This window comes from Borreliella spielmanii (assembly GCF_014201705.1).
GTDB classification, from domain to species: Bacteria; Spirochaetota; Spirochaetia; order Borreliales; family Borreliaceae; genus Borreliella; species Borreliella spielmanii.
Genome location: NZ_JACHFA010000002.1, coordinates 96900 through 117211 on the forward strand (window position 1 = coordinate 96900; position 20312 = coordinate 117211).

Here is a 20312-nt window from a genome sequence, read left to right on the forward strand (position 1 = left end):
GTATTAAACTTAAATATTAATTTTAAATTATGTAGAGCTTTTTTAAAAATTAATTAATTGTGTTTTGCATTCTTAATTGGCTTTAATTCAGATAAGTAATAAACTTCTGATACATTAGGATTCCATCCAGTCCATTTGTCGTTTCTGAAAAGATAGTGTCCAGAATATATGTATATTGGTGCGGCAGGAAAATCTTTTTCAATGATTATTGATTCCGCTTTTCTGAGTAATTTTTTTCTTTTTATAGGATCTTTTTCAAAATCCGATTCTCTAACAAGTTTATCAAATTCTAGGTTTGAATATCTGTATGATGCAAGTTGAGAATTTTCACTTGTGAATATTGTGAAGTATGTGTGTGGATCCAAATATTCTCCAATGCGCCCAATTCTTATTATTTCAAAATTGCCCGTATTTCTACTATTAGTAAGAACAGGCCAATTTTCATTAGCAAGCATAATATTTATATTTAAAATTTTTTTCCATTGGTCTTGAATAAATGAAGCAATTTTTTTATGAGTTTCATTTGTATTATATTTTAGCGTTAGCATTGGAAATCCTTTTCCATTAGGATATCCAGCTTGTGTTAAAAGTCTTTTAGATTTTTCAGGATCAAATAAAGCCAATTTTTTACCATAATTGTAATTTTCAAGGCTAGGAGTTATTTCTCTTGTGGGAACTGTGCCATCATTGAGTACTTTGTAAGTTAAAGTTTCTCTATCAATAGCTAGCGTTAAAGCTTTTCTAACTCTAGCGTCATCAAGGGGTTTTATTTTTGTATTAAACGAGTATAAATAAATTGCATTACTTTTGTGTTGATAATAGTCATTTTGTAGTTTTATTTCATTTACAATGTCTGGAGGGATGCTGTTAAAAATAGCATCGATTTCGTTATTTTTGTACATATTGTATACAGTTAGATCATTGTCAGATGTAATGTAGACAAGCTCTTCAAGCTCTACTTCTTTTGCATTGTAATAGTGTTTATTTTTTTCAAATATAATTTTTTCATTAGGCAATCTTTTTTTTAATTTAAAAGGACCACTGGTAACCATGTTTTCAGGCTTTGTCCAATTGCCCTTATATTTTTCAATAACATGAATAGGTACTGGCATGAATGCGTGATGTAGGAGTAATTCAAGAAAATAAGGTTTTGGAGATGTAAGTGTTATTTCTAGTGTTTTGCTATCAATTGCTTTAATTCCAAGCTCAGAATCAGATACTTTGCCATCAAAATACTCTTGTCCATTTTTTATTATCGATTTAAGCACGTCAACATGTGCAGATTCTGTTTCTTTATTTAAAATTCTTAAAAAAGATTTTCTTATGCCTTCAGCAGTGATTGAAACTCCATCGCTCCAAACAAGATTATCTCTTAGATAAAATTGATATGTTTTTTTATCTTTTGAGGCTTCCCAATTTTTAGCAAGCCCAGGCTTTAGTTTTCCCGTTTTAGTATTTAATGCTAAGAGCCCCGAGAATACTTGTTCTAAAATTCTTGCTCCGATTGTTTCATCTACCAAGTGTGGGTCAAGTGATGAGGGTGCTCCCCCTATGTATACTTTAAATGTTAATTTCTCCTTTTCCGAATTGTTATTACATGTAATCAAAGATGCGGCAAGCATAATTAGCACTGCTATCTTAATTTTTTTACCAATTTTTTCAGTTTTATTAAAATCCATCTTAACCTTTCCCCCAATTATAATTATTTATAAAGTTTAAGCTATCTTTTTTTTAGAAGAAAGTCAATAAAAAAATCGCCTATAAAAATAAATTAATAGACGATTTTTATTTAATTAAAGATTATTTATTTTTTTAATTTTAGTTGAGATAAATCAAATCTTTCTGAAATATTAGTATTCCAGCCTGTCCACTTGTCATTTCTGAAAAGGTAACTATTTCCATATATGTATATTGGGGCTATTGGAAAATCTTTTTCAATAATTATTTCTTCTGCTTTTCTTAGGATATCTTGTCGTTTTATTGGATCAAGTTCAAGATCGGACTTCTTAATAAGTTCGTTGTATTCTAAGTTTGAGTAATTGTGAGATGAGAATTGTGTATATCCATGTGTGAATATGCTTAAAAATGTTAAAGGATCAGCGTAATCTCCTATCCATCCTGCTCTTGCTATTTCGTAATTTCCACTTGCCTTAGTGTTTAGGTAGGTTGTCCATTCTTCATTTTCAAGTTCCACATCAATGTTTAAAATTTTTTTCCATTGGTTTTGAATAAATTCACTAATTTTTTTATGAGATTCGTTTGTATTATATTTTAATTTAAAAACAGGAAATCCATTGCCATTAGGATAGCCAGCTTCAGCTAGAAGGGTTTTTGCAATTTCAGGATTAAATAATTCTAAATTTTTTGCATAAGAATATGAGTTAAAGTTAGGAGTTACTCTTCTTGTAGGAGTAGTTCCATTGTCAAGAACTTTGTAAGTAAGTGTTTCCCTGTCAATAGCAAGAGTTAAGGCTTTTCTAACTTTAACATTGTCAAGTGGTTTAATGTGTGTGTTGAATGCAAAAAAGTATATGGCGTTAACAGCTGATGAGTAATAATCACTTCTTAATTTTAGATCTTTAATTAAATCGGGTGGTATAGTCCCAAAGATTGCATCTAATTCTTTATTTTCATACATTTTATATGCTGTTGAGCTGTCATTTGTTGTATAAAATGCAATTTCTTGTAATTCTACTTCTTTTGAGTTGTAGTATTTGTCATTTTTTTCAACTACATATTTTTCGTTTGGAATTCTTTCTTTTAACTTAAAAGGGCCACTTGTAACTATGTTTTCAGGACTTGTCCAGCTGTGTCCGTACTTTTCGGTAATATGAATTGGTATTGGAATAAATGATTGGTGTACTAACATGTCAATAAAATAGGGCTTTGGTGATTCTAGTGTTATTTCTAATGTTTTTTCGTCAATTGCCCTAATCCCAAGTTCAGAGTCAGACACTTGCTCGTCAAAATATTTTTGACCATTTTTAATAGTTGATTTAACCATTTCAGCATAATTTGATCCAGTTTCTTTATTTAAAATTCTAAGATAAGATTTTCTAATTCCTTCTGCAGTGATTGCAGTCCCATCACTCCAGGTGATTTTTTCTCTTAGAGTAAATGTGTAAACTGTTCCATCAGGAGAAATGTCCCAACTTTTTGCAAGGCCCGGTTTGTTTCCCCCTGTGTTAGGATCTCCTGTAACAAGCCCTCTAAACATTGTGTCTATCATTTTTGATCCGACATTGTCGTCTGCTAATTGAGGGTCAAGGCTACTTGGCTCTGCCCCCAAGCTTATTTTAAATGATACTCCTTCTTTTTTTTCTTCTTTATTACAACAAAGAAAAGTTAGAAAAAATATTATTGAAAATAATAACTTTTGTAATTTCATAATTTTTATGCCTCCGTTTTAAAGTTAGCTTTAATTTTATAATTGTCCTTTTGTATACATTAATTTTAAATCTTAATTTTAAAAATACTTAATTTTTTTATTTTTTAGTTTTAATATCTTCATATAAATAGCTTTCTGCAATATTGGGCACCCACCCTGTCCATTTATCATTTCTGAAGAGGTAATGAGATTTAGGTATATATAAGGGCGCCATAGGGAAATCTTTTTCTACTATGATTGCTTCAGCTTCTCTTAAAATGTCTTGCCTTTTTATTGGATCAAATTCTAAATGAGATTTTTTTATTAAATCATCATACTTTTTGTTTGAATATTTGTATGCTCCGAAAAAATGATTTTCTGTTGTAAATAAACTTTCTAAGAATGTCAAAGGGTCAAAATAATCTCCTATCCATCCCATGCTTGTAATTTGGTAATTTCCAGTTCTTCTGCTTCCTAAAAATGTTGTCCATTCTTCATTCTCGATTTCTATGTTAATGTTTAGGATTTTTTTAAATTGTTCTTGTAAGAATTCTGCTACTGTTTGGGTTCCTCCTGAAATTTTATATTTTAATGTAGGAAATCCTTTTCCATTTGGATATCCAGCTTCAGCTAAAAGTTTTTTAGCATTATCAGGGTCAAACAGTATTAAATTTTTTCCATAAGAATAATCATCAAATTTTGGAGTTAAATTTCTTGTTGGATCTGAACTCCCTTTTAAAACTATTTTAGATAAAGTTTCTCTATCAATAGCAAGTGAGAGGGCTTGTCGAACTTTTAAATTGTCTAGCGGCTTTAGGGTTGTATTAAAGACCATATATGCCATTGCATTTTTTAATCCCGAGTAATAATCATCTCGTATTTTAATTTCTTCCAAATTATTTTTTTCTGCTGCTTGCAGAAAATCGATTTCACCGTTTATGTACATATTGTAAGCCACGCTACCTTCTATTGGGTAAAATATCACCTCATCAATTTCTACATTTTTTGCATTATAATATTTTTCATTTTTTTCTATTACGATTTTATCGTTAATTGATCTTTCTTTAAGTTTGTATGCGCCATTAACAACTATATTTTCAGGATTTGTCCAATTTTCTCCATATTTTTCAACAATGTGCATTGGAACTGGTATGAATGCTGAGTTTGTTAGCATATCAGGGAAATAAGGCTTTGGAGATGTTAATGTTATCTCTAATGTTTTGCTATCAATTGCCCTAATCCCAAGCTCAGATTCAGATACTTTTTCATCAAAATATTCTTGTGCGCTTTTTATTGTAGATTTTACTAAATTAGCATACAATGCAGCTGTTTTTTTATTTAAAATTCTTAAATATGATTTTTTTATCTCTTCGGCAGTGATTGAAACTCCGTCGCTCCAAACTATATCTTCTCTTAGGTTGAATGTATAAATAGTTCCATCGTCAGAAATATTCCAACTTTTTGCAAGTCCTGGTTTATATTTTCCAGTTTGTGAATCTTTTACTGCTAGGCCTAAGAATAGGTTTGTAATGATATTGCTACCGTAAAGGTCTGTTGAGATCTGAGGATCAAGTGATGATGGTTCGTTTAAGTTTGACACTCTAAAAACTATTTTTTCTTTTTTAGCACTACTAATACAGGCTATTAGAAAGAAAATAGTTAGCATTAAAGCTATTTTTATATATTTCATGGGATTTTCCTTTTTCAATGTTTTACATATTTATTGTGTTGATTTTTTATTAATCTTTTTTAATAAAAAATATTTACTTTTAAATATTTGTGCCCCCTGGTACTTTATTTCTCTTATGTTTAAATTTTACTTTAATTTTTACAATAAAAAAAGTCTATTAATTTAAATGGGTTTTTTTGTGGTTATTTTATCTATTATTGTAAGTTGAAATTTTACTTTAATTTTGTGTAATAAATAAGGTATAATGGGTATGAAATGTTTTTTAAAATGTATGCTTGTTTAATATTAGTTATTTAGTGTTAGTTTTTTGGAGTTGCTTGTTTGTAATAAATAAAATAATGTAGCTAATAATTAAGTGGCAACATAGAATGCTTTAAAAGGTGCTAGTTTTATGTTTGTACAAAATGAAAGTTTTGATAAATATTTTAAAGACATGGAAAGCGACTTTGTAAGTCAATTTAAGTCGGTTGAAAATGTTAATTATTTGGAGAAATCTTATCGTAATGCAGATTCTAATAGTAGAAGATTAGCAGATAGAATGATAGAGAGACTGCTTAAGAGTGGTTCTACTATTGTAGGCATGCAAAATATTTTAGAACTTTACCAAAAGGTTAAATCCGGTAAGTCTTCAATTATATTAATGGAGCATTATAGTAATTTTGATTTTCCTTGTTTCCAATTTTTACTTTACAAAATGGGTTATCGTGAGATTGCAGATCATATTATTCCAATAGCTGGAGTTAAGCTTTTCAGGGATAATTTATTTGTTAAAACTCTTTCTTTGGGATACAATGCAATATTAGTATATCCGCCGCATGCATTTGTTGGGGTTGGTATAGAGCATGCTAGGCAAAGACGTGTTTTTAATGCTAATTCTATGAAATATATTTATGAAAAGAAAAATAGTGGATGCATTATACTTATTTTTCCTACGGCTACTAGATATAGAAAAGGAAGACCTGAAACAAAAAAAATAATTTTAGAAATTGGTAATTATTTTAAAATTTTTGATTATTATTTAATGATTGGAGTTAATGGAAATGTTTTAGAAGTTTCTGAGGATGGAGATATGTCTCACGATGTTTTTAAAAGAGATTGCCTTATATATAATGCTGACAAAGTTAGAAGTATTGTTGAATATAAAGATAAAATTTTAAATACTTTAAAAGATTGCCAGACAGAGATTACAAAGGAAGCTTTGGGGTTAAAAATTGCTGAGGATTTAGAAAATCGCTTTAATGTGCTTCATGCAGAAGGGCTTGAAGTGTATAAAAAGAGTTTTTGATGAGCTAGGAATTTGATTGCAATATGCCTGATATAGATAAAATAAGACAGTTTAAAAGAGAAATATTAGATGATCTTTCTAATGAGAGATTATCTAAAGAATCTTTTGGTGTGAGTATGGATGTTAAGCCTCCTGAGCCTGGAGAGAGTATTATTCCTTGGATAGGTGAAGATCTTACTTTAGAGGAAAATGATGATGAGTTTGATTTGAATTTTATGCTTGATGCTCTTGAGAATGAAGATAAATTATCCTACTCTGACATTTCTAATAACAATTTGTCTTTCAATAATTCTGATTTGAAAGTTGATATAGATTCAGAGCTTTCAACTTTGAATAATGATTTTGATGTTTCTTCTAATGACTCTTTTGAAAATAATATTGACAAAGTTCTTGATGATAATTCTATTGATTTAGAAAGTGCTTCTAAACTTGATTTTGATAAGTTAATCAATTCTTCAGAATTAAATTCTGAAGAATTGATTAACACCCAAGGTGATAATAATTCTTTTGAAGCTAGCAATGATTCTTTTTTTTTAGAGGATGATGATTTTTTACAATCTAATAAATCTAATGAATTTAATATTGATGATACTATAAATGATAAAAGCCAGACAGGTGAACAATCAGAGATGTTCGCTGGCGGCGATTTAAATTTAAGCACAGATGACAATGTTTTTGAAAATGTTGCAGATGATTTTAAATTTTTAGAGTACAATCAAAATTCAAATTCCAAACGCTTTGAATTTAAGGTTAATTATCCATTATTTTTAAAGCATTTGAATTCCTATCCTAGAAATTTAAGAATTGCAATTGCTGAGGCTTTAACTCAGGAGAATATTTCAAAGTATAAGCTTGAAGCATTAATTGATCTTGTTGAAAAAAATAAAAAAGGGTTGAAATTTATTGCTAAATTTGTAGGAGATATTGTTGGGCGATCTATTAAATTGCCTGTCATTTATTTTAAGGCGGAAGAATTTAGCAAACTTCAACAGAAATTGAGTTATAGGGTCTCAAGAGCTTTGCTGCCTTTGGTAAAAATAGCTTCTTTTTTTGTTGTTTTAGTTTTGTTTTCTTTATACTTTATAGTAGATGTAGTATTTTTTTATATTGCTTCTGAAAGCAAGTATAAAGAGGGGATAGAATCTATATATGCAAATAAAAGGGAGCTTGCAAAAGCTATCTTTAGAGATGCTTATTATATTAGGCCCGATGATAAATGGTTTATTAATTATGCTAAAGCGTTTGAAGAAGTCAGAGACTTTGATAGCGCTGAAGAGAAATATGAGGAATTGTTTACAATTGAGCCTTTTTCTAAAAATTCTGCAAATAGAAGGCGAAAAAAGTTTAATAAGGAAGGGTACATTGCGTATGCTTCTATGAAAATTAGTCTTGGAGAATACTCTCAGGCCAATTCAATACTCGATGAGGTTATATCTTATGATCTTTACGATTATGATGCTTTAGTATTAAAGGGAGATAATTATTTTAAATGGGCTAAGACAAATTCTAATTACTATAAAGATAGTATTAATAACTATACGGTTGTTCTTTCGAAGTATGGACAAAAAAAGGAAATTTTATTTAAGCTTTTCAATGCTTATATTGAAGCTAATTTAGATATTGAGTCTGATAATGTTAATAATTTTATTAAGTCAAATGAAATTCTAGATGTTGATGAAGTTGTTTATACTAAATATGCTAAAAAGCTTGTAGACAAGTATATTTCTTTTGTGTCTTACAATCATAGAGCAAATAATCTTGCTATAAACTTAAATTATCTTAATGGACAAACAAATTTATTAAATAAGGAATTTTCTGATTTAAAAAGAAATGACGGCAAAACTGTTTTTAAGCTTGATAATAATGTTAATATGAATTCAGAGATTGAATACATCCTTAGAAAAATCTTAAATAAAAATCCCAATTACGATAAGGCGCTTTTTGAAAGTGGAAGATATTCGTATTACATAGGGGATTTTAAGAAAGCAGAAGTTTATTTACTTAAAGCATTAAATAGTTTTAGGCAAAAAAATTCTATTGAAGATGCTGGGGACAAAATATTGGCTTATAAAATCTTAGCAGACATTTATGAAAAATCTAGAGATTCTCTTAGGGCAAGCAATATTATCGGTTTAGCCTTAAATGATTATTCTTTTTATAAAAAATACAATCTTATAAAAGGATCTAAGGAGATTTCTTCAATTTATGAAAAGCAAGGTGATATTCTTAGATCTTTAAATGACTTTAGGTCTGCGATATCTTCTTACAAATTAGCGATAGATGAGGGCGTTGATTATCCAGATGTTTACTATAAAGTTGGATTGCTTAGTTACAGAGAAAATAATTATGATGATGCATTGAAATATTTATTTAAAGTGGAGAGCATGGCGGGATTTTCAAGTAGTAACGAAGTTTTAAATTCTATTGCTTTAACTCTTTATAAGGTAGGTGATTTTTTAGCCTCCAGGAGTTATTATTTAAGGGTTATGCAAAATTTAGAACTGGAGAAGGCTAATGTTTTAAATTTTAATCCCAAGGAAAATGATTATCATAAAATTCTTTTACTAAAAGAAATTGAGACTTATAATAATCTTGGAGTTGTAGAAGTAATAGCCTCTTTTTCGTCATCCATAAGAGATACTAAACTTTTTAATTCTGGGGTTAGTAATTTAAGCGAATCAGTTAGGATTTTTGATATATTAAATAGAGATGAGGATATGGTAAAAAGTGTTAAAAAAGATCTTGCTAGTTTAAATCTCAGAAATATTTTTAAGAATAGTTTTTCTAAATCGAATATTTTATTTTATGAGAATTTATCCGAAAAACTTTAATTATAGGGTTTGATTTATTGGTTTTAAGTTGTTTATGAGGGCGGTTTCCTTATGATGAAGAAAATTTTTTTATTTCTTTTTATTAATTTTTGTTTGGTTGGATTTGAAGACGATTCTTTAAAAATTGGTATTGATGATGTTTATGTTGAGGCTCATGAAGAGGGATTTCACCTTTTTGTTAGGAAAAAACCTGCAATCAAATCAGTAATATTAACAGAGTCTTTTGAAATTCCTGATAAGAAAAAAGATGTGGCTACTTATTCATTTCGTACATTAAGTTATAATAAGGTTAATGGAGATGAAATTCGGATTTTAAATGGGAGGGTTATTAGAAATAAAGAGCTTTTATCATTGACATCTTCCACACCTGTTCCTAATAAGAAGTTTGGAGAAGCTTTTCATATATTGATTCCAAAAAAATTAAAATACGGGTTTCCAAATTTTTCAACAAGAAGTGGTGAGATTGATTTAGAAGTATTAAAAAATAAAAAAGAGCCTTTTTGGTTTTCTATTAGATCTTTTGAAAAAAAATATAATGATTATTTAGGTAAGTATCAAGACAATGCTTATGAATTGCTTTTTAAGGATACTCAAAATCAAGGAAAAATTGAATTTAATGAATTAAGGGATACTTTTACGAAATTTTCAGATGAGGTTGTTATTGCTAATAATGGTATTGATATTGTTGATAAAATAAAAAAAATTTTAAAAAACTCAGAAGATTCAGTTTATGATTTAGATTTAGTGCTTGTTATTGATGTTACTGATAGTATGAAAAGTAATATTGAGATTTTAAAAGAGCATTTATTTTCAATAATAGAACCTCAACTGCAAAAGTTTAAATCCTATAGAATAGGTCTTGTTTTTTATAAAGACTATCTCGAAGATTTTTTAACCAAAGCTTTTGATTTTAATACTATTCCATATTTAAATAATATTCTCAAATATGTTAATGTTGGTGGTGGTGGAGATTATCCAGAAGCTGTGTTTGAGGGGATTGATGCTGCGGTAACTCAGTTTGATTGGCGAGCAGAAAGAAGATTTATTATTGTTATAGGAGATGCTCCCCCCCATGAATATCCAAGGGGGTCTATTGTTTATAAAGATGTTATCAATTCTGCAAAGGAAAAAGATATTACAATTTATGGAATAATATTCCAGTAAAAATTTTTATTTTTTTTAATTATTATGTTCTATTTTATTTAATATTTTTTTAGCCAAAGGCTTAATCCATTTAGGCATTTCCATTTTATTTTCTATTAGCTCTTTAAATATTTTTTTTGCTTTTTCTGTTTTGTTTATTGTGTAATATATAAATGCAATTTCATATTTGCCAGTAGCAACTATATTCGGATTATGAGCGAAATTTTGAATCATTTTTTCGTATGCTTTTAATGCAGAGTTGTAATCATTAACATTGACAGCCTTTTGGGCTTCTCTGAGATAAACCCCGTAAGGAGTTTCTTTTGTTAATTTTTCTAAGTTAATTGTGTAGCATGAAATAAATATTAAGTTTAATGATATTAGTTTCTTCATTTTCTATCTCTTTTAGAATGTTTTTATTATTTATTTTATTAGATGTAAAACAAGAAAGCAAGGCCAAAGGCCTTGCTATATGATTGCTTGTGCTTTATTTAGCAGGAATTATTATTTTCCAGTTAGAATGAATTAGATCTGGATTTTGGATTTTTTGTCTGTTAGCAAACCAAATTTTTGGCCATAAATAAGGATCGTTGTATAATTTCTTAGAAATGCCCCATAAAGTATTACCTATTTTTATTACATAAAGCTCGCTACTTGCATTACTCTGGTAAGCTTCTAAGTATCTTGCAGATTCTAAAAATAATTCATTGGCAAGTCTAAAGTTTTTGACATGTTTAGCCTCAACCCCTTTTTCCCATAATTTTCTAGATTGTTCAATAAGTTCTAGTGTTTTGAATTGTTCTTGAGGTTTAGAGTTTTTTGCTATTTCTACCTTTTCTTCGTATGCTAGTACTATTGGAGTTGGGGTCTTTGTTTCTCCAAGGAAATAAGTAGTTCCCGCATTAATGTTTAAAAGGTTTAAGTGTCCGCTTTTTTCTTTAATAAATGCTCTGCCATTCCACGGTGATGGCTTGATAAGCTTATTATTACTATAAACTGGTAAATTGGAAGCTGCTTCAAGCGCTTTTAATTGTTTATACATTCTCTCATCAGTTTCTTTTAAGGCTTTAGCTTCTTTGGCATTTTTTGCTGCTTGTTGTGCTCTGTTGAATGCTTTGCTATACATGTCAAGGGCATTGTCAAGATCGTAGTTTTTATATTTTCTTGTTGCTTCAAAATATAAGTTATTTACTTCGTCGATTTCCAACGGAATCCATATGTAAGCTTCATTTGCTTCTGCATCGTTTAGATATTTTTCAATATTTTCTTTAAGGTAATTTGTTTTTTCTTTTTTTTCTCTTGTTTCTTTTATTATTGTTTTGTACCTTTCAAGTACTTTTAATGCAATTTCATTGCCTTCTGTTGTCTTTTTTTTTAAAAAATTTTGCTTCATTGCTTCTTCTAATCTTTCAGCCTCATTAAACTCTTTAGAATAGAAAAGATGTCCTCTTTCTCTTATTAGTTCATTTTTAACGTCTTTTATATCTCTTAATTGAAAGATTTGATTATCTGATTGTGCAATTTTAGCATTTTTACTCTCTCTTGCTTCCGGAGGCGTTTTGCATGCGATAAATGCGATTGCTGCTGCAATGCGAAGCATCAATATTAATTTATTCTTTATATTCATAAATACACCCTTCTAATAACTTGGCTTCTATTGTCTTTAAAATAAGAACCTTTAAATATTAACGTTCTTCTTTATTTTATTATTATATATTATAGCAATTATAACATGATAAAAAAACTTAATATTTTTAATTCTTAAATTAAATTATAGTTCTTTTTCATCATTGTTCAAAGTGTAATATTTTATTTAAAATAAGGTATAATTAAGCTTATAAGTTTTTCAAAGATCAGGAGAGCTATATTTTCAAAGTATATCATTTTGTTCTTTTAATATTGTTTTCAAATAAGACTTTATTTTCTCAAGTAGCAGTTGTAAAAGAAATAGAAGGTAAAGTTAGTGTTGTTAGAAATACATTTCCTGTTAAGTTGGATTTAGATGATGAAATTTTTGAGTATGATTTTATAGAGGTTGGAGAAAATTCAAAGCTTAGAATAAATTTATATGAAATAAATGGTGTTTCTGCAGATTTAATTTTTTATTCTAATACAAATAGTTTTATGTTTTATTCTTCTCTTAAAGATTTGCAAGATGCAAAAATATATTTATTTAGAGGAAGTGTTGATGCTGTAATTCATAATATTGTTAAAGGATCTTCATTTTCTATTATTATAAATAATAATCTGTTTAATGTTGAAAATGCGGCAAAGTTTTATGCCAATAGTGATTATTTTAATAATTGTTTTATTAATGTTTACAAGGGTAGTGTTAGGCATATTAATAAAACGGAATATTTAATTTTTTCCAATACCAGTCTTTTGCTTTTTAATGGAAATTCTTTTTTACATAAAGTTAATGAAGGCACTTTAAAGGGTGTTAATCAAAATTTTATAAGAATGGCTAAAGATAATTTTATGTCTTTAAATAAAGGGTTTTTATATTTTTTTATTTTAAAATATATTGAAGACAGTTTTAGGTTTAACTTTATGTATAATTATTTAATGAAAGATTTTAAATTTAATTCTATATATTCAAAATGGAGTTTGGAAGATAAAAATTATAAGCTTGGTAATAGGGTTGATATGATAAATAATGTTAATTATTTAAAAGGTAGAATTGGCGTACTTTTTAATAATTTTGTTGATTTGTCCAATAGGTTTTATTTTGTAGATGATATTTTTAAATATTTTCCTACTTTTTTCGATAAGTCAATAAGTGTTAGCAGTCCTATTTTAAAATTTTTAAAAGATTATAAGGCTAATAAAAACGTTTTAAAAGATAAATTCTTTAAAACAATTCATTCTTTAAAGATGTATTTAAGACGTTCAAATGATGATATTACTAGTAATTTAAATGTTAATGAGCTGCATTTATTGCGCCCTAGAGAGTTTTGATTTTTATATGTTTAGCTTTTTATGTTAAATTTATTTGTTAGATAAAATGATATATTCTTTAAAGATTCAAATAGAAGAAGAAATCAATCTATTTATTTTTATTAGCTATTTTAAGCTGTTAATATTGAGCATTTTTAAAAAAATAAAAAATTTTCAAATTTTATTATATTATTCAACGGAATTTAAAATTTACATTCAGAATTTGCTTAATATTTTATTAAATTTGAGTTCTAAAATTTTTTGCTAAAATCTTATAATAAGGGGAAAAATATATTCTTTAGATGTTTGGATAATTTTTTAATTGGTTTTGGCAGTTTTGTTTTTGTATCTTATTATTAGTACTTTTTTTATTTGACTTTTATAGTATTAAGATGAATTTAATAATAATTAATAAAAGGATGTTTGTCTTTATGAGTAAGAACATGTTTTTTAAAGGGTTTTGGATTTTATTCACTATATTCCATTTATATTTATTTGTTTATTTGATTTTTTTAAGGAAGCAAAAAATTGATATTTCTAATAAAACAAATATTGCTTTATTTATTCCAGGAGTTATTTCAGGATCTCCATCTTATAAAGAAATGTATGATTCTTTATTTGAATTTAAAAAAAAGCATAACAATCTCGAAATTAAAGTTTTAGAAGCTGGATTTAATCAAAGCGATTGGATAGAAATGCTTGAAAAATTATTAACTTCAAAAAAATATGATTTTTTAATAACCACAAATAATGCTATGCAAGATATGGTTGATAGTGTTTCAAATAATTATCCTTATACTAAGTTTCTAATTTTTGATTCTTTGGTCAAAAACGTCAATAAGCAAGTTTATTCAGTTTCTTATAATGTTGCGGAGGAGGCTTATATTTTAGGGTATTATGTAGGCCTTTTTTTAAAGGAATTTAATTCTGGCTTAGGGAATGTTGCTCTAATTGCGGGTCAAGAATATCCTGTTATGAGAGATTATATATATTACTATTTTAAAAAAGGCATTCTTGATGTGGGTGTGAATTCTGAAGTTTATTATCGAGTTTTAGGCAATTGGCACGATAGTAATTTGGCTAAATTACTGGCAAACTCTTTGATTCAAAATTCGGGTGTTTTTGTAATACTTCCCATTGTAGGGCCTGCTGTTGAAGGGGTGCTTTCCTCTGTTAGAGAGAATAATATTTTTGCTATTCTTTTTGATAGTGAAGATTATTTAGATAATAAAGAAAATATTATTGGTTCAGGAATTACAAATCAAAAATATTATGTTTCATATGTTTTAGATAAGGCGCTTAGCTTAGAGATTAACTATGGCAATTCTGATATTTTTGGTATAAAACACAAAGGAGTTTTATTTAATATTTCTAATGTTTTTTATTTAGAGCAGACCAGTCAAAAGTTAAAAGAAGATCTTTTAAAAAAAATAGAAGAGGTTAGTGCAAATGGTATAAAAATTAATTTGGAACAAAATTAATGGTAGAGTTTAAAAATATAGTTAAGCATTTCCCAGATATTGATAAACCCATTTTGGACAGTATTAATTTAAAAATTGGAGAAGTTAAAATTTTTACAGTAGTTGGTAAAAATGGAGAAGGAAAGAGCACTTTAGCTAAGATTATTGCCGGGCTTGTTGAATTTGATAGTGGTGAAGTATTGGTAAATGGCGTTAAGCAGAAAAATTGGAATGTAGATAAAGCTAAAAATAACGGTATCTATCTTGTTTCTCAAGTTCCTAATTTGAAAATGAATTTAAGAGTTTGGGAATATTTGAGCATTTATTGGTTTGGTTATGCATTTTTCATGCCAATGAATAAATCTAAGACTTATAAATATTATAGATGGCTTATGCAATTTTATAAAATTTCTTTTGATCTAGATAAGAAAATTAAAGATTTAAATATTAAAGAGATTTATTTTCTACTTATTATTGCTTCTCTTAAAGAGAATGCAAAAGTAATTATTTTCGATGAGAGTGCTGCTTATTTTTCTCAAAAAGAAGCTCAAGCTTTTATAAAATTGCTTGTATTACTTAAGAAATCAGGAATTGCATCTCTTTTTATTACTCATAGCGAGATTACAGATGCTGTAAAATTTAGTGATGAGTTTATTGTTTTAAAAGATGGAAAGTGCTTTAGAACAATAAACAAAGAGTTGATTTTGAGCAAACTTGAATCTTCTAATGATAAAGTATTGTTTGCAAATATTAATTTTAATAAATTTGAAAAAGATTCTATTAAATTTAATTTATTTTTTGAAGATTTTTGGAAATATGATGTTAGTTTTTCTTTAAATAAAAGAGGTGTTTTAGGAATAATTGGTGAAGAAGCCGCAATTAGAACTTGGGAAAAATTATTCTTAGGAGAGCTTATTTTTGTTGGATGTATAAAAATTGATGGTATCAGATATGAGCGAATAAATATTTTTGAGTGCAAAGCGGGGTTTTTACCTTTAGGTATTGGTAATTTATTCCCCGATAATAGTAGTATATTGGATAATTTTTTAGCTAAATTTATGAATTTTGAAAATAAAATTTTTATTAGGCAATCTTATATCAATAAGATTAAAGATTTTTTTAAAAAAAAGATGGAATTTTGTAGCGAAGAGAAAATATATAGAATTCTTTATTCTAAATCTTTAGCATTTTCTGGAGGAACTTTAAAGAAATTTGCTCTTTACAGAGAGATGTATATTGCAAAAAGTTTTTTAATTTGTTTTTCTCCTTTAAGTAATTTAGATCATAAAGCTTATAATGAAATGTCTGTTGCTATTCGTAATTATTCAAAAGAAAAGCCAGTTCTTTTGATTACTTCTAATTTAGATGAATTGCTTTTACTCTCTGATAATATTTTGGCAATGAAAATGGGAGAAGTTTTGTTAAACGTATCTAGAGAAAAGATTAGTAAAGAAAAATTAAAGGAATTGCTATTTTTATGACCCTGTTTAGAAATAGCTTTATGGCATTAATTTTTTCTTTTTTGATATTAAGTATCAGCTATTTTTTTGGTGATTTTTTTCAATTTTCTTATATCAAGATGGTATCTTGGCGATTTATTTTATTTTCAATCATGGCTACTGGTATTGCCACCTGCGCCAAGAGCAATTCATTAAATCTTGGAAATGAAGGGCAGGTTTATTTTGGAGCATTTTTAGTTTATGTATTTTCAAGTTTTTTTGGATTAACCTACTTTAATTTTATATATTTAATATTTTTGAGTTCTTTTTTTGTAGGACTTTTAGGTCTTATTCCCTTTTTTATTACTTTTTTCTTTGGATTAAATAGAGCTTTAACAGGTCTTTTAATATCTTATGGAAATCAAAGATTGGTAGATGGATTTATTTTAAATATGTTAAAAACAGGTAGTTTTTCCAATCAGACAAAAAGAATTAATAGCTTATTTGTTTTAGATTCATCACTTATTTACTTGTTTTTGTTTGGTATGTCAATTTGGCTTTTTTATGTTTTTATTCATAAAAAAACTATTTATGGGCTTCAGCTTGAAATATTAAATAATAAGAAAAAGATAGATATTTTTTTAAATATAAATGAATTTAAATATAAGTTTTGTGCCGTATTTGGCAGCGCTTTTTTAAATGGTCTTGCAGGTTCTATGTTTGTTGTGTTTTTTAAACCGTATTTGGTTTTGGGGTTAACCTCCGGACTTGGTTGGAGTAGTTTAATTGTCGCTGTAATTTCGGGATTTAATTATATTTATGTATTATTTTTTAGTTTATTGTTTTCAATATTAATAGAATTTAATAATTTTCTTAATATAAATTATGACTTTAAGTATGAGTTTATTGGTCTTTGTCAATCAATTGCTATTTTTCTCTCTTTATTTTTGATTAAAGCTAGGAAAAAGTAGATGTTTGGTATTTTTGAACAAGCTATTGTATTTTCGTATTTAGCACTTGGAGTCCTTTATACAGAAAAAATAGGGCTTTTAAATATATCTATTGAGGGCATTTCATATCTTTCAATATTTTTAACATCTTTTTTTATTTATTTTGGATATGGAATTTTTATGTCGACCATTTTTACTCTTTTTATCAGCTTTTTGTTTGGATTTTTTTTATCTTTTATAGTAAAGAAAAATTATGATATTTTTATAGCAGGAATAGGCATTAATATTTTTTGTTATTTTTTTGTTGATTATTTAATGAAGAGTAATTTTAATTTCATTCCTAGTTTTACTTTAAATTTGTCTGGAAATTTTGAGATTATTGTTTTTATTGTCATTTTTTTCATTTTTTTATTTATTACTGTTTATGTGATAAATTATTCAAGAATTAGAGCAGTTTTTGAATTTATCTCTTCGGGGAATTATGAAGACATTTTGGGCGAAAAAATAAGCAATCGTTTTAAATCTTTTGCAATTTTTGTATCAATTTTCACAGCAAGTCTTGCCGGTTCATTTATTGCGGTAAATCTTAATGCTTATTCTTATAATTTGGGATTAAATAATGGTTGGCTTGCTATTTGCATTCTTTATATTGCATTTTCGAATCCTTTATTAATTTTTCCAATTTCTTTTTTGATAGTTTTTTTTGAATATCAATTTTTTCACACCCAAGAGTATATAAATTCTTATTTTTCTCTTTCTTTTTCATTTTATGTAGCAATAATAATAAATATATTAGTTTCATTGATTAAGAAAAAAGATAAGTCTTAGGTTAAGTTCCGCATCTTGTGTTTTGAATTGTTTTTAGGGTGTTGATTTGCAGATACAATTCTTTTATTTTTTTTCTATTAAAATAATAAAAAGGTATTTGTTTTATTATTTCTAAATTATTTAAAAAAATTATAAATAAAGTGTCGTCATTGAATGCTAATTGGAATGTTGAGGTTAACATTATATTAAATGCCGCATCTTCATTGTTTATAAAATGATAAATACTTTTTTTAAAAAGAGCATCAATTGCTATAAATATATTTTCTTTGAACAATTCTTTACCGCTTTGGAAAAATTTAATTATGTAGTCCATTGAATTTTCAACTTCTCCTATTAAAAAATATGCCCAAGAGATATCTAAAAAGTTTTTTTTATCTTTAAAGTCTATTATTTTTAAGTAATCCTGAGATTTGATAATTGCTTTCTTCCAGTTTTTATTTAAATATTCTAATTCTGAGAGTAAAAGATGAGCATCAACCTGATTTTGATCCATGCTAATTATTTTTTTTAGATTTGCTATGGCTTTGTTATATTTTTTTGAATTTTTTAGCAACATTGATTTTTGGTAAAGTTGTTCTATTGTATACTTACTCGCTTGTTCGTCTGGTTTTAATGTTGATGTTGTTGTGGGGTAAATATTTGTGATCAATCCATAAAAAAGCGCTGTTATTATTGTTTTTTTCATTATATTCCTTCTTTTATTTGTTCGACAATATCTATTAGCAGATTTTTATATCTATTTGTTAATGGGTATAAATTGAGTTCGGTTTTAAACTCGGTTAAATATTTTAGAGCAATAATAGTTGAGTTTTTTATTGATTTTGATGAATTTATCATTTCTGTTAGTTTAAATATTTCTTTTTTTGCTGTAGGTTTTTTGGCATTTTTTATTTGATTAAATTTTGAAATAATTTTTGGTTCATCTTTTTTTTCTTGTAAAAAATAAATTATTGGCAAACTTTTTTTCCCTTCAAGTAAATCGTCTCCGAATTCTTTACCATTAATTTTATTTTTAATGTTTTTAATATCGTCTATTATTTGGAAATAAACACCAAGTTTTAAGAATGTACTGTAAATTTTTTTAGCTTTATCTTCATTATTTGTAAGTATTGCAGCTATAAAGCTAGCCATTCCGAAAAGTGAAGCTGTTTTTAATTCTACTAAAGAAATGTATTCTTTAATGCTTGGAATATATGATTCGTTGTGAAATTTAATATCAATGCCTTGTCCTAAGTGGAGATTTGAAAGAGTTGTAAAAAAATTTTCATAAATCATTAATTTTTGATTTTCTTTTAAATTTGATCTTTCTATTAATTTTGCAGGTAAAAAATAAATTAAATTACCAGTATTTATACTATTGTCTATCCCGTAAATTAAATGTATTGCTGATGCCCCGCGTCTTTTTAGCGAATTGTCTTCAATATCATCAATAATTAAACTTCCAGAATGAGGAAGTTCAAGTAGTAAGCTTAATTTATATATTAATTTAGTGTTTTTTTCTTTTAAACCCAATGCGTATGCTAAAAGGATCATTATCATTGGTCTTATTCGTTTTCCACCTCTGCTAATGATTTCAATTGCCGGTGCTTTAATGTAATCAAGGGTTTTCTTTTTTATTTTAAAAGTAAATTTTAAATCTTTATCTTTGAATAAATTTATAAAATTAGTTGTTGAAAAGATGTTGTTAATATTTTTTTCAATATTTTTTAAAAATAGTTTATTTTGCATAATAAGAATTATAATGAAAAAGTATAATAAAGTGTATTAAAGAGATTAATGTGTATCGCTTAAATGATGAGTATTCTCAAAAAGCTAAAAGAGAAGGGTATTTGGCAAGGTCTGTGTACAAGTTGATAGAAATTAATGAAAAATTTTCTTTATTTTCTTATGGTAATGTTTTAGATATTGGTGCATCACCGGGTAGTTTTTCTCAATATGCTTATAAAAAGCTTAAAAGAGGCGTTCTTGTGGCTGTTGACATTAATGATATTACTCTTAGATATGTTGATAATTTTTATTTTATAAAGGGGGATGTATTTTCATATGATACAGTTTTTAAAATTAATACCCTTGGACCTTATAGTCTTGTAATTAGTGATGCGGCTCCTAGAACTAGTGGAAATAGACTTATAGATACTAGTAATTCTTTTAATTTAAGCATGAAAATAATAGATTTATCCCTTGAGGTTTTACTTAAAAAAGGAAATTTACTTGTTAAAGTTTTCCAGGGGGGAGATGAAGTGCAAATTTTTAAAAAATTTGAAAAATATTTTAAATTTGTAAAAAAAATTAGGCCCAAAGCTGTAAGGAAAAATTCTTTTGAAATTTATTTTTTGGGTAAAAGTTTTGGAAAGTAGTAAGTTAATCAAATTGCTATAAGTA

At 27.0% G+C, this 20312-nt stretch carries 16 protein-coding genes; 9 read left to right on the forward strand and 7 right to left on the reverse strand.

Annotation, left to right across the window (positions count from 1 at the left end; genetic code table 11):
- Positions 1-53: 53 nt before the first annotated feature.
- From HNR35_RS02620 to HNR35_RS02630, 3 genes are all read right to left on the reverse strand, one after another.
- A complete protein-coding gene (locus HNR35_RS02620) occupies positions 54-1679 on the reverse strand; it encodes a peptide ABC transporter substrate-binding protein (RefSeq protein ID WP_183223749.1) in 1626 nt (541 codons plus the stop codon).
- Between the two features lie 125 nt (positions 1680-1804).
- Positions 1805-3388 (reverse strand): peptide ABC transporter substrate-binding protein, encoded by a 1584-nt coding sequence (locus tag HNR35_RS02625; RefSeq protein WP_183223751.1) that lies wholly within the window; start codon positions 3386-3388, stop codon positions 1805-1807.
- 97 nt (positions 3389-3485) lie between these two features.
- Positions 3486-5057, reverse strand: coding sequence for a peptide ABC transporter substrate-binding protein (locus HNR35_RS02630; RefSeq protein ID WP_183223753.1), 1572 nt, complete (start codon positions 5055-5057; stop codon positions 3486-3488).
- A 391-nt stretch (positions 5058-5448) separates the two neighbouring features.
- Here HNR35_RS02630 and HNR35_RS02635 point away from each other — a divergent pair, with 391 nt between their 5' ends.
- The 3 genes from HNR35_RS02635 to HNR35_RS02645 are packed head-to-tail and all read left to right on the forward strand — an operon-like array spanning position 5449 to position 10337.
- Positions 5449-6342, forward strand: a complete 894-nt coding sequence (locus tag HNR35_RS02635; RefSeq protein WP_183223755.1) for a 1-acyl-sn-glycerol-3-phosphate acyltransferase — start codon at positions 5449-5451, stop codon at positions 6340-6342.
- 23 nt (positions 6343-6365) lie between these two features.
- Positions 6366-9173, forward strand: a complete 2808-nt coding sequence (flcA, locus tag HNR35_RS02640) for a periplasmic flagellar collar protein FlcA (protein ID WP_006433452.1) — start codon at positions 6366-6368, stop codon at positions 9171-9173.
- A gap of 54 nt (positions 9174-9227) precedes the next feature.
- On the forward strand, positions 9228-10337 hold the full coding sequence (locus HNR35_RS02645; protein WP_183224138.1) for a vWA domain-containing protein: 1110 nt from the start codon (positions 9228-9230) through the stop codon (positions 10335-10337).
- A gap of 15 nt (positions 10338-10352) precedes the next feature.
- On the opposite strand, the gene bamD is transcribed toward HNR35_RS02645, so the two are convergent.
- Both bamD and HNR35_RS02655 read right to left on the reverse strand, forming a co-directional pair.
- The gene (bamD, locus tag HNR35_RS02650; protein WP_183223757.1) at positions 10353-10709 is read right to left on the reverse strand and encodes an outer membrane protein assembly factor BamD; all 357 of its coding nucleotides are present in this window, start codon (positions 10707-10709) and stop codon (positions 10353-10355) included.
- Between the two features lie 94 nt (positions 10710-10803).
- Entirely contained in the window at positions 10804-11943 is a 1140-nt protein-coding gene (locus tag HNR35_RS02655; protein WP_183223759.1) for a LysM peptidoglycan-binding domain-containing protein, read from the reverse strand.
- A gap of 272 nt (positions 11944-12215) precedes the next feature.
- On the opposite strand from HNR35_RS02655, the gene HNR35_RS02660 reads away from it, so the two are divergent.
- The 5 genes from HNR35_RS02660 to HNR35_RS02680 all read left to right on the forward strand — a co-directional run bounded on the left by HNR35_RS02660 (position 12216) and on the right by HNR35_RS02680 (position 17930).
- Positions 12216-13274, forward strand: a complete 1059-nt coding sequence (locus tag HNR35_RS02660; protein WP_183223761.1) for a hypothetical protein — start codon at positions 12216-12218, stop codon at positions 13272-13274.
- A 410-nt stretch (positions 13275-13684) separates the two neighbouring features.
- A complete protein-coding gene (locus tag HNR35_RS02665) occupies positions 13685-14734 on the forward strand; it encodes a BMP family ABC transporter substrate-binding protein (RefSeq protein ID WP_006433419.1) in 1050 nt (349 codons plus the stop codon).
- A complete protein-coding gene (locus HNR35_RS02670; protein WP_183223763.1) occupies positions 14734-16194 on the forward strand; it encodes an ATP-binding cassette domain-containing protein in 1461 nt (486 codons plus the stop codon). Before HNR35_RS02665 ends, HNR35_RS02670 begins: the two co-directional genes overlap by 1 nt.
- Positions 16191-17123, forward strand: coding sequence for an ABC transporter permease (locus HNR35_RS02675; protein WP_183223765.1), 933 nt, complete (start codon positions 16191-16193; stop codon positions 17121-17123). The genes HNR35_RS02670 and HNR35_RS02675 overlap by 4 nt, the downstream gene beginning before the upstream one ends.
- Positions 17124-17930, forward strand: coding sequence for an ABC transporter permease (locus HNR35_RS02680; RefSeq protein WP_006433585.1), 807 nt, complete (start codon positions 17124-17126; stop codon positions 17928-17930). It abuts the gene before it with no gap.
- Position 17931: 1 nt separating this feature from the next.
- On the opposite strand, the gene HNR35_RS02685 is transcribed toward HNR35_RS02680, so the two are convergent.
- Positions 17932-18615, reverse strand: coding sequence for a tetratricopeptide repeat protein (locus tag HNR35_RS02685; RefSeq protein WP_183223767.1), 684 nt, complete (start codon positions 18613-18615; stop codon positions 17932-17934).
- Positions 18615-19658, reverse strand: coding sequence for a polyprenyl synthetase family protein (locus HNR35_RS02690; RefSeq protein ID WP_183223769.1), 1044 nt, complete (start codon positions 19656-19658; stop codon positions 18615-18617). Before HNR35_RS02690 ends, HNR35_RS02685 begins: the two co-directional genes overlap by 1 nt.
- A gap of 50 nt (positions 19659-19708) precedes the next feature.
- Here HNR35_RS02690 and HNR35_RS02695 point away from each other — a divergent pair, with 50 nt between their 5' ends.
- Entirely contained in the window at positions 19709-20287 is a 579-nt protein-coding gene (locus HNR35_RS02695) for an SAM-dependent methyltransferase (RefSeq protein ID WP_183223771.1), read from the forward strand.
- Positions 20288-20312: the final 25 nt, after the last annotated feature.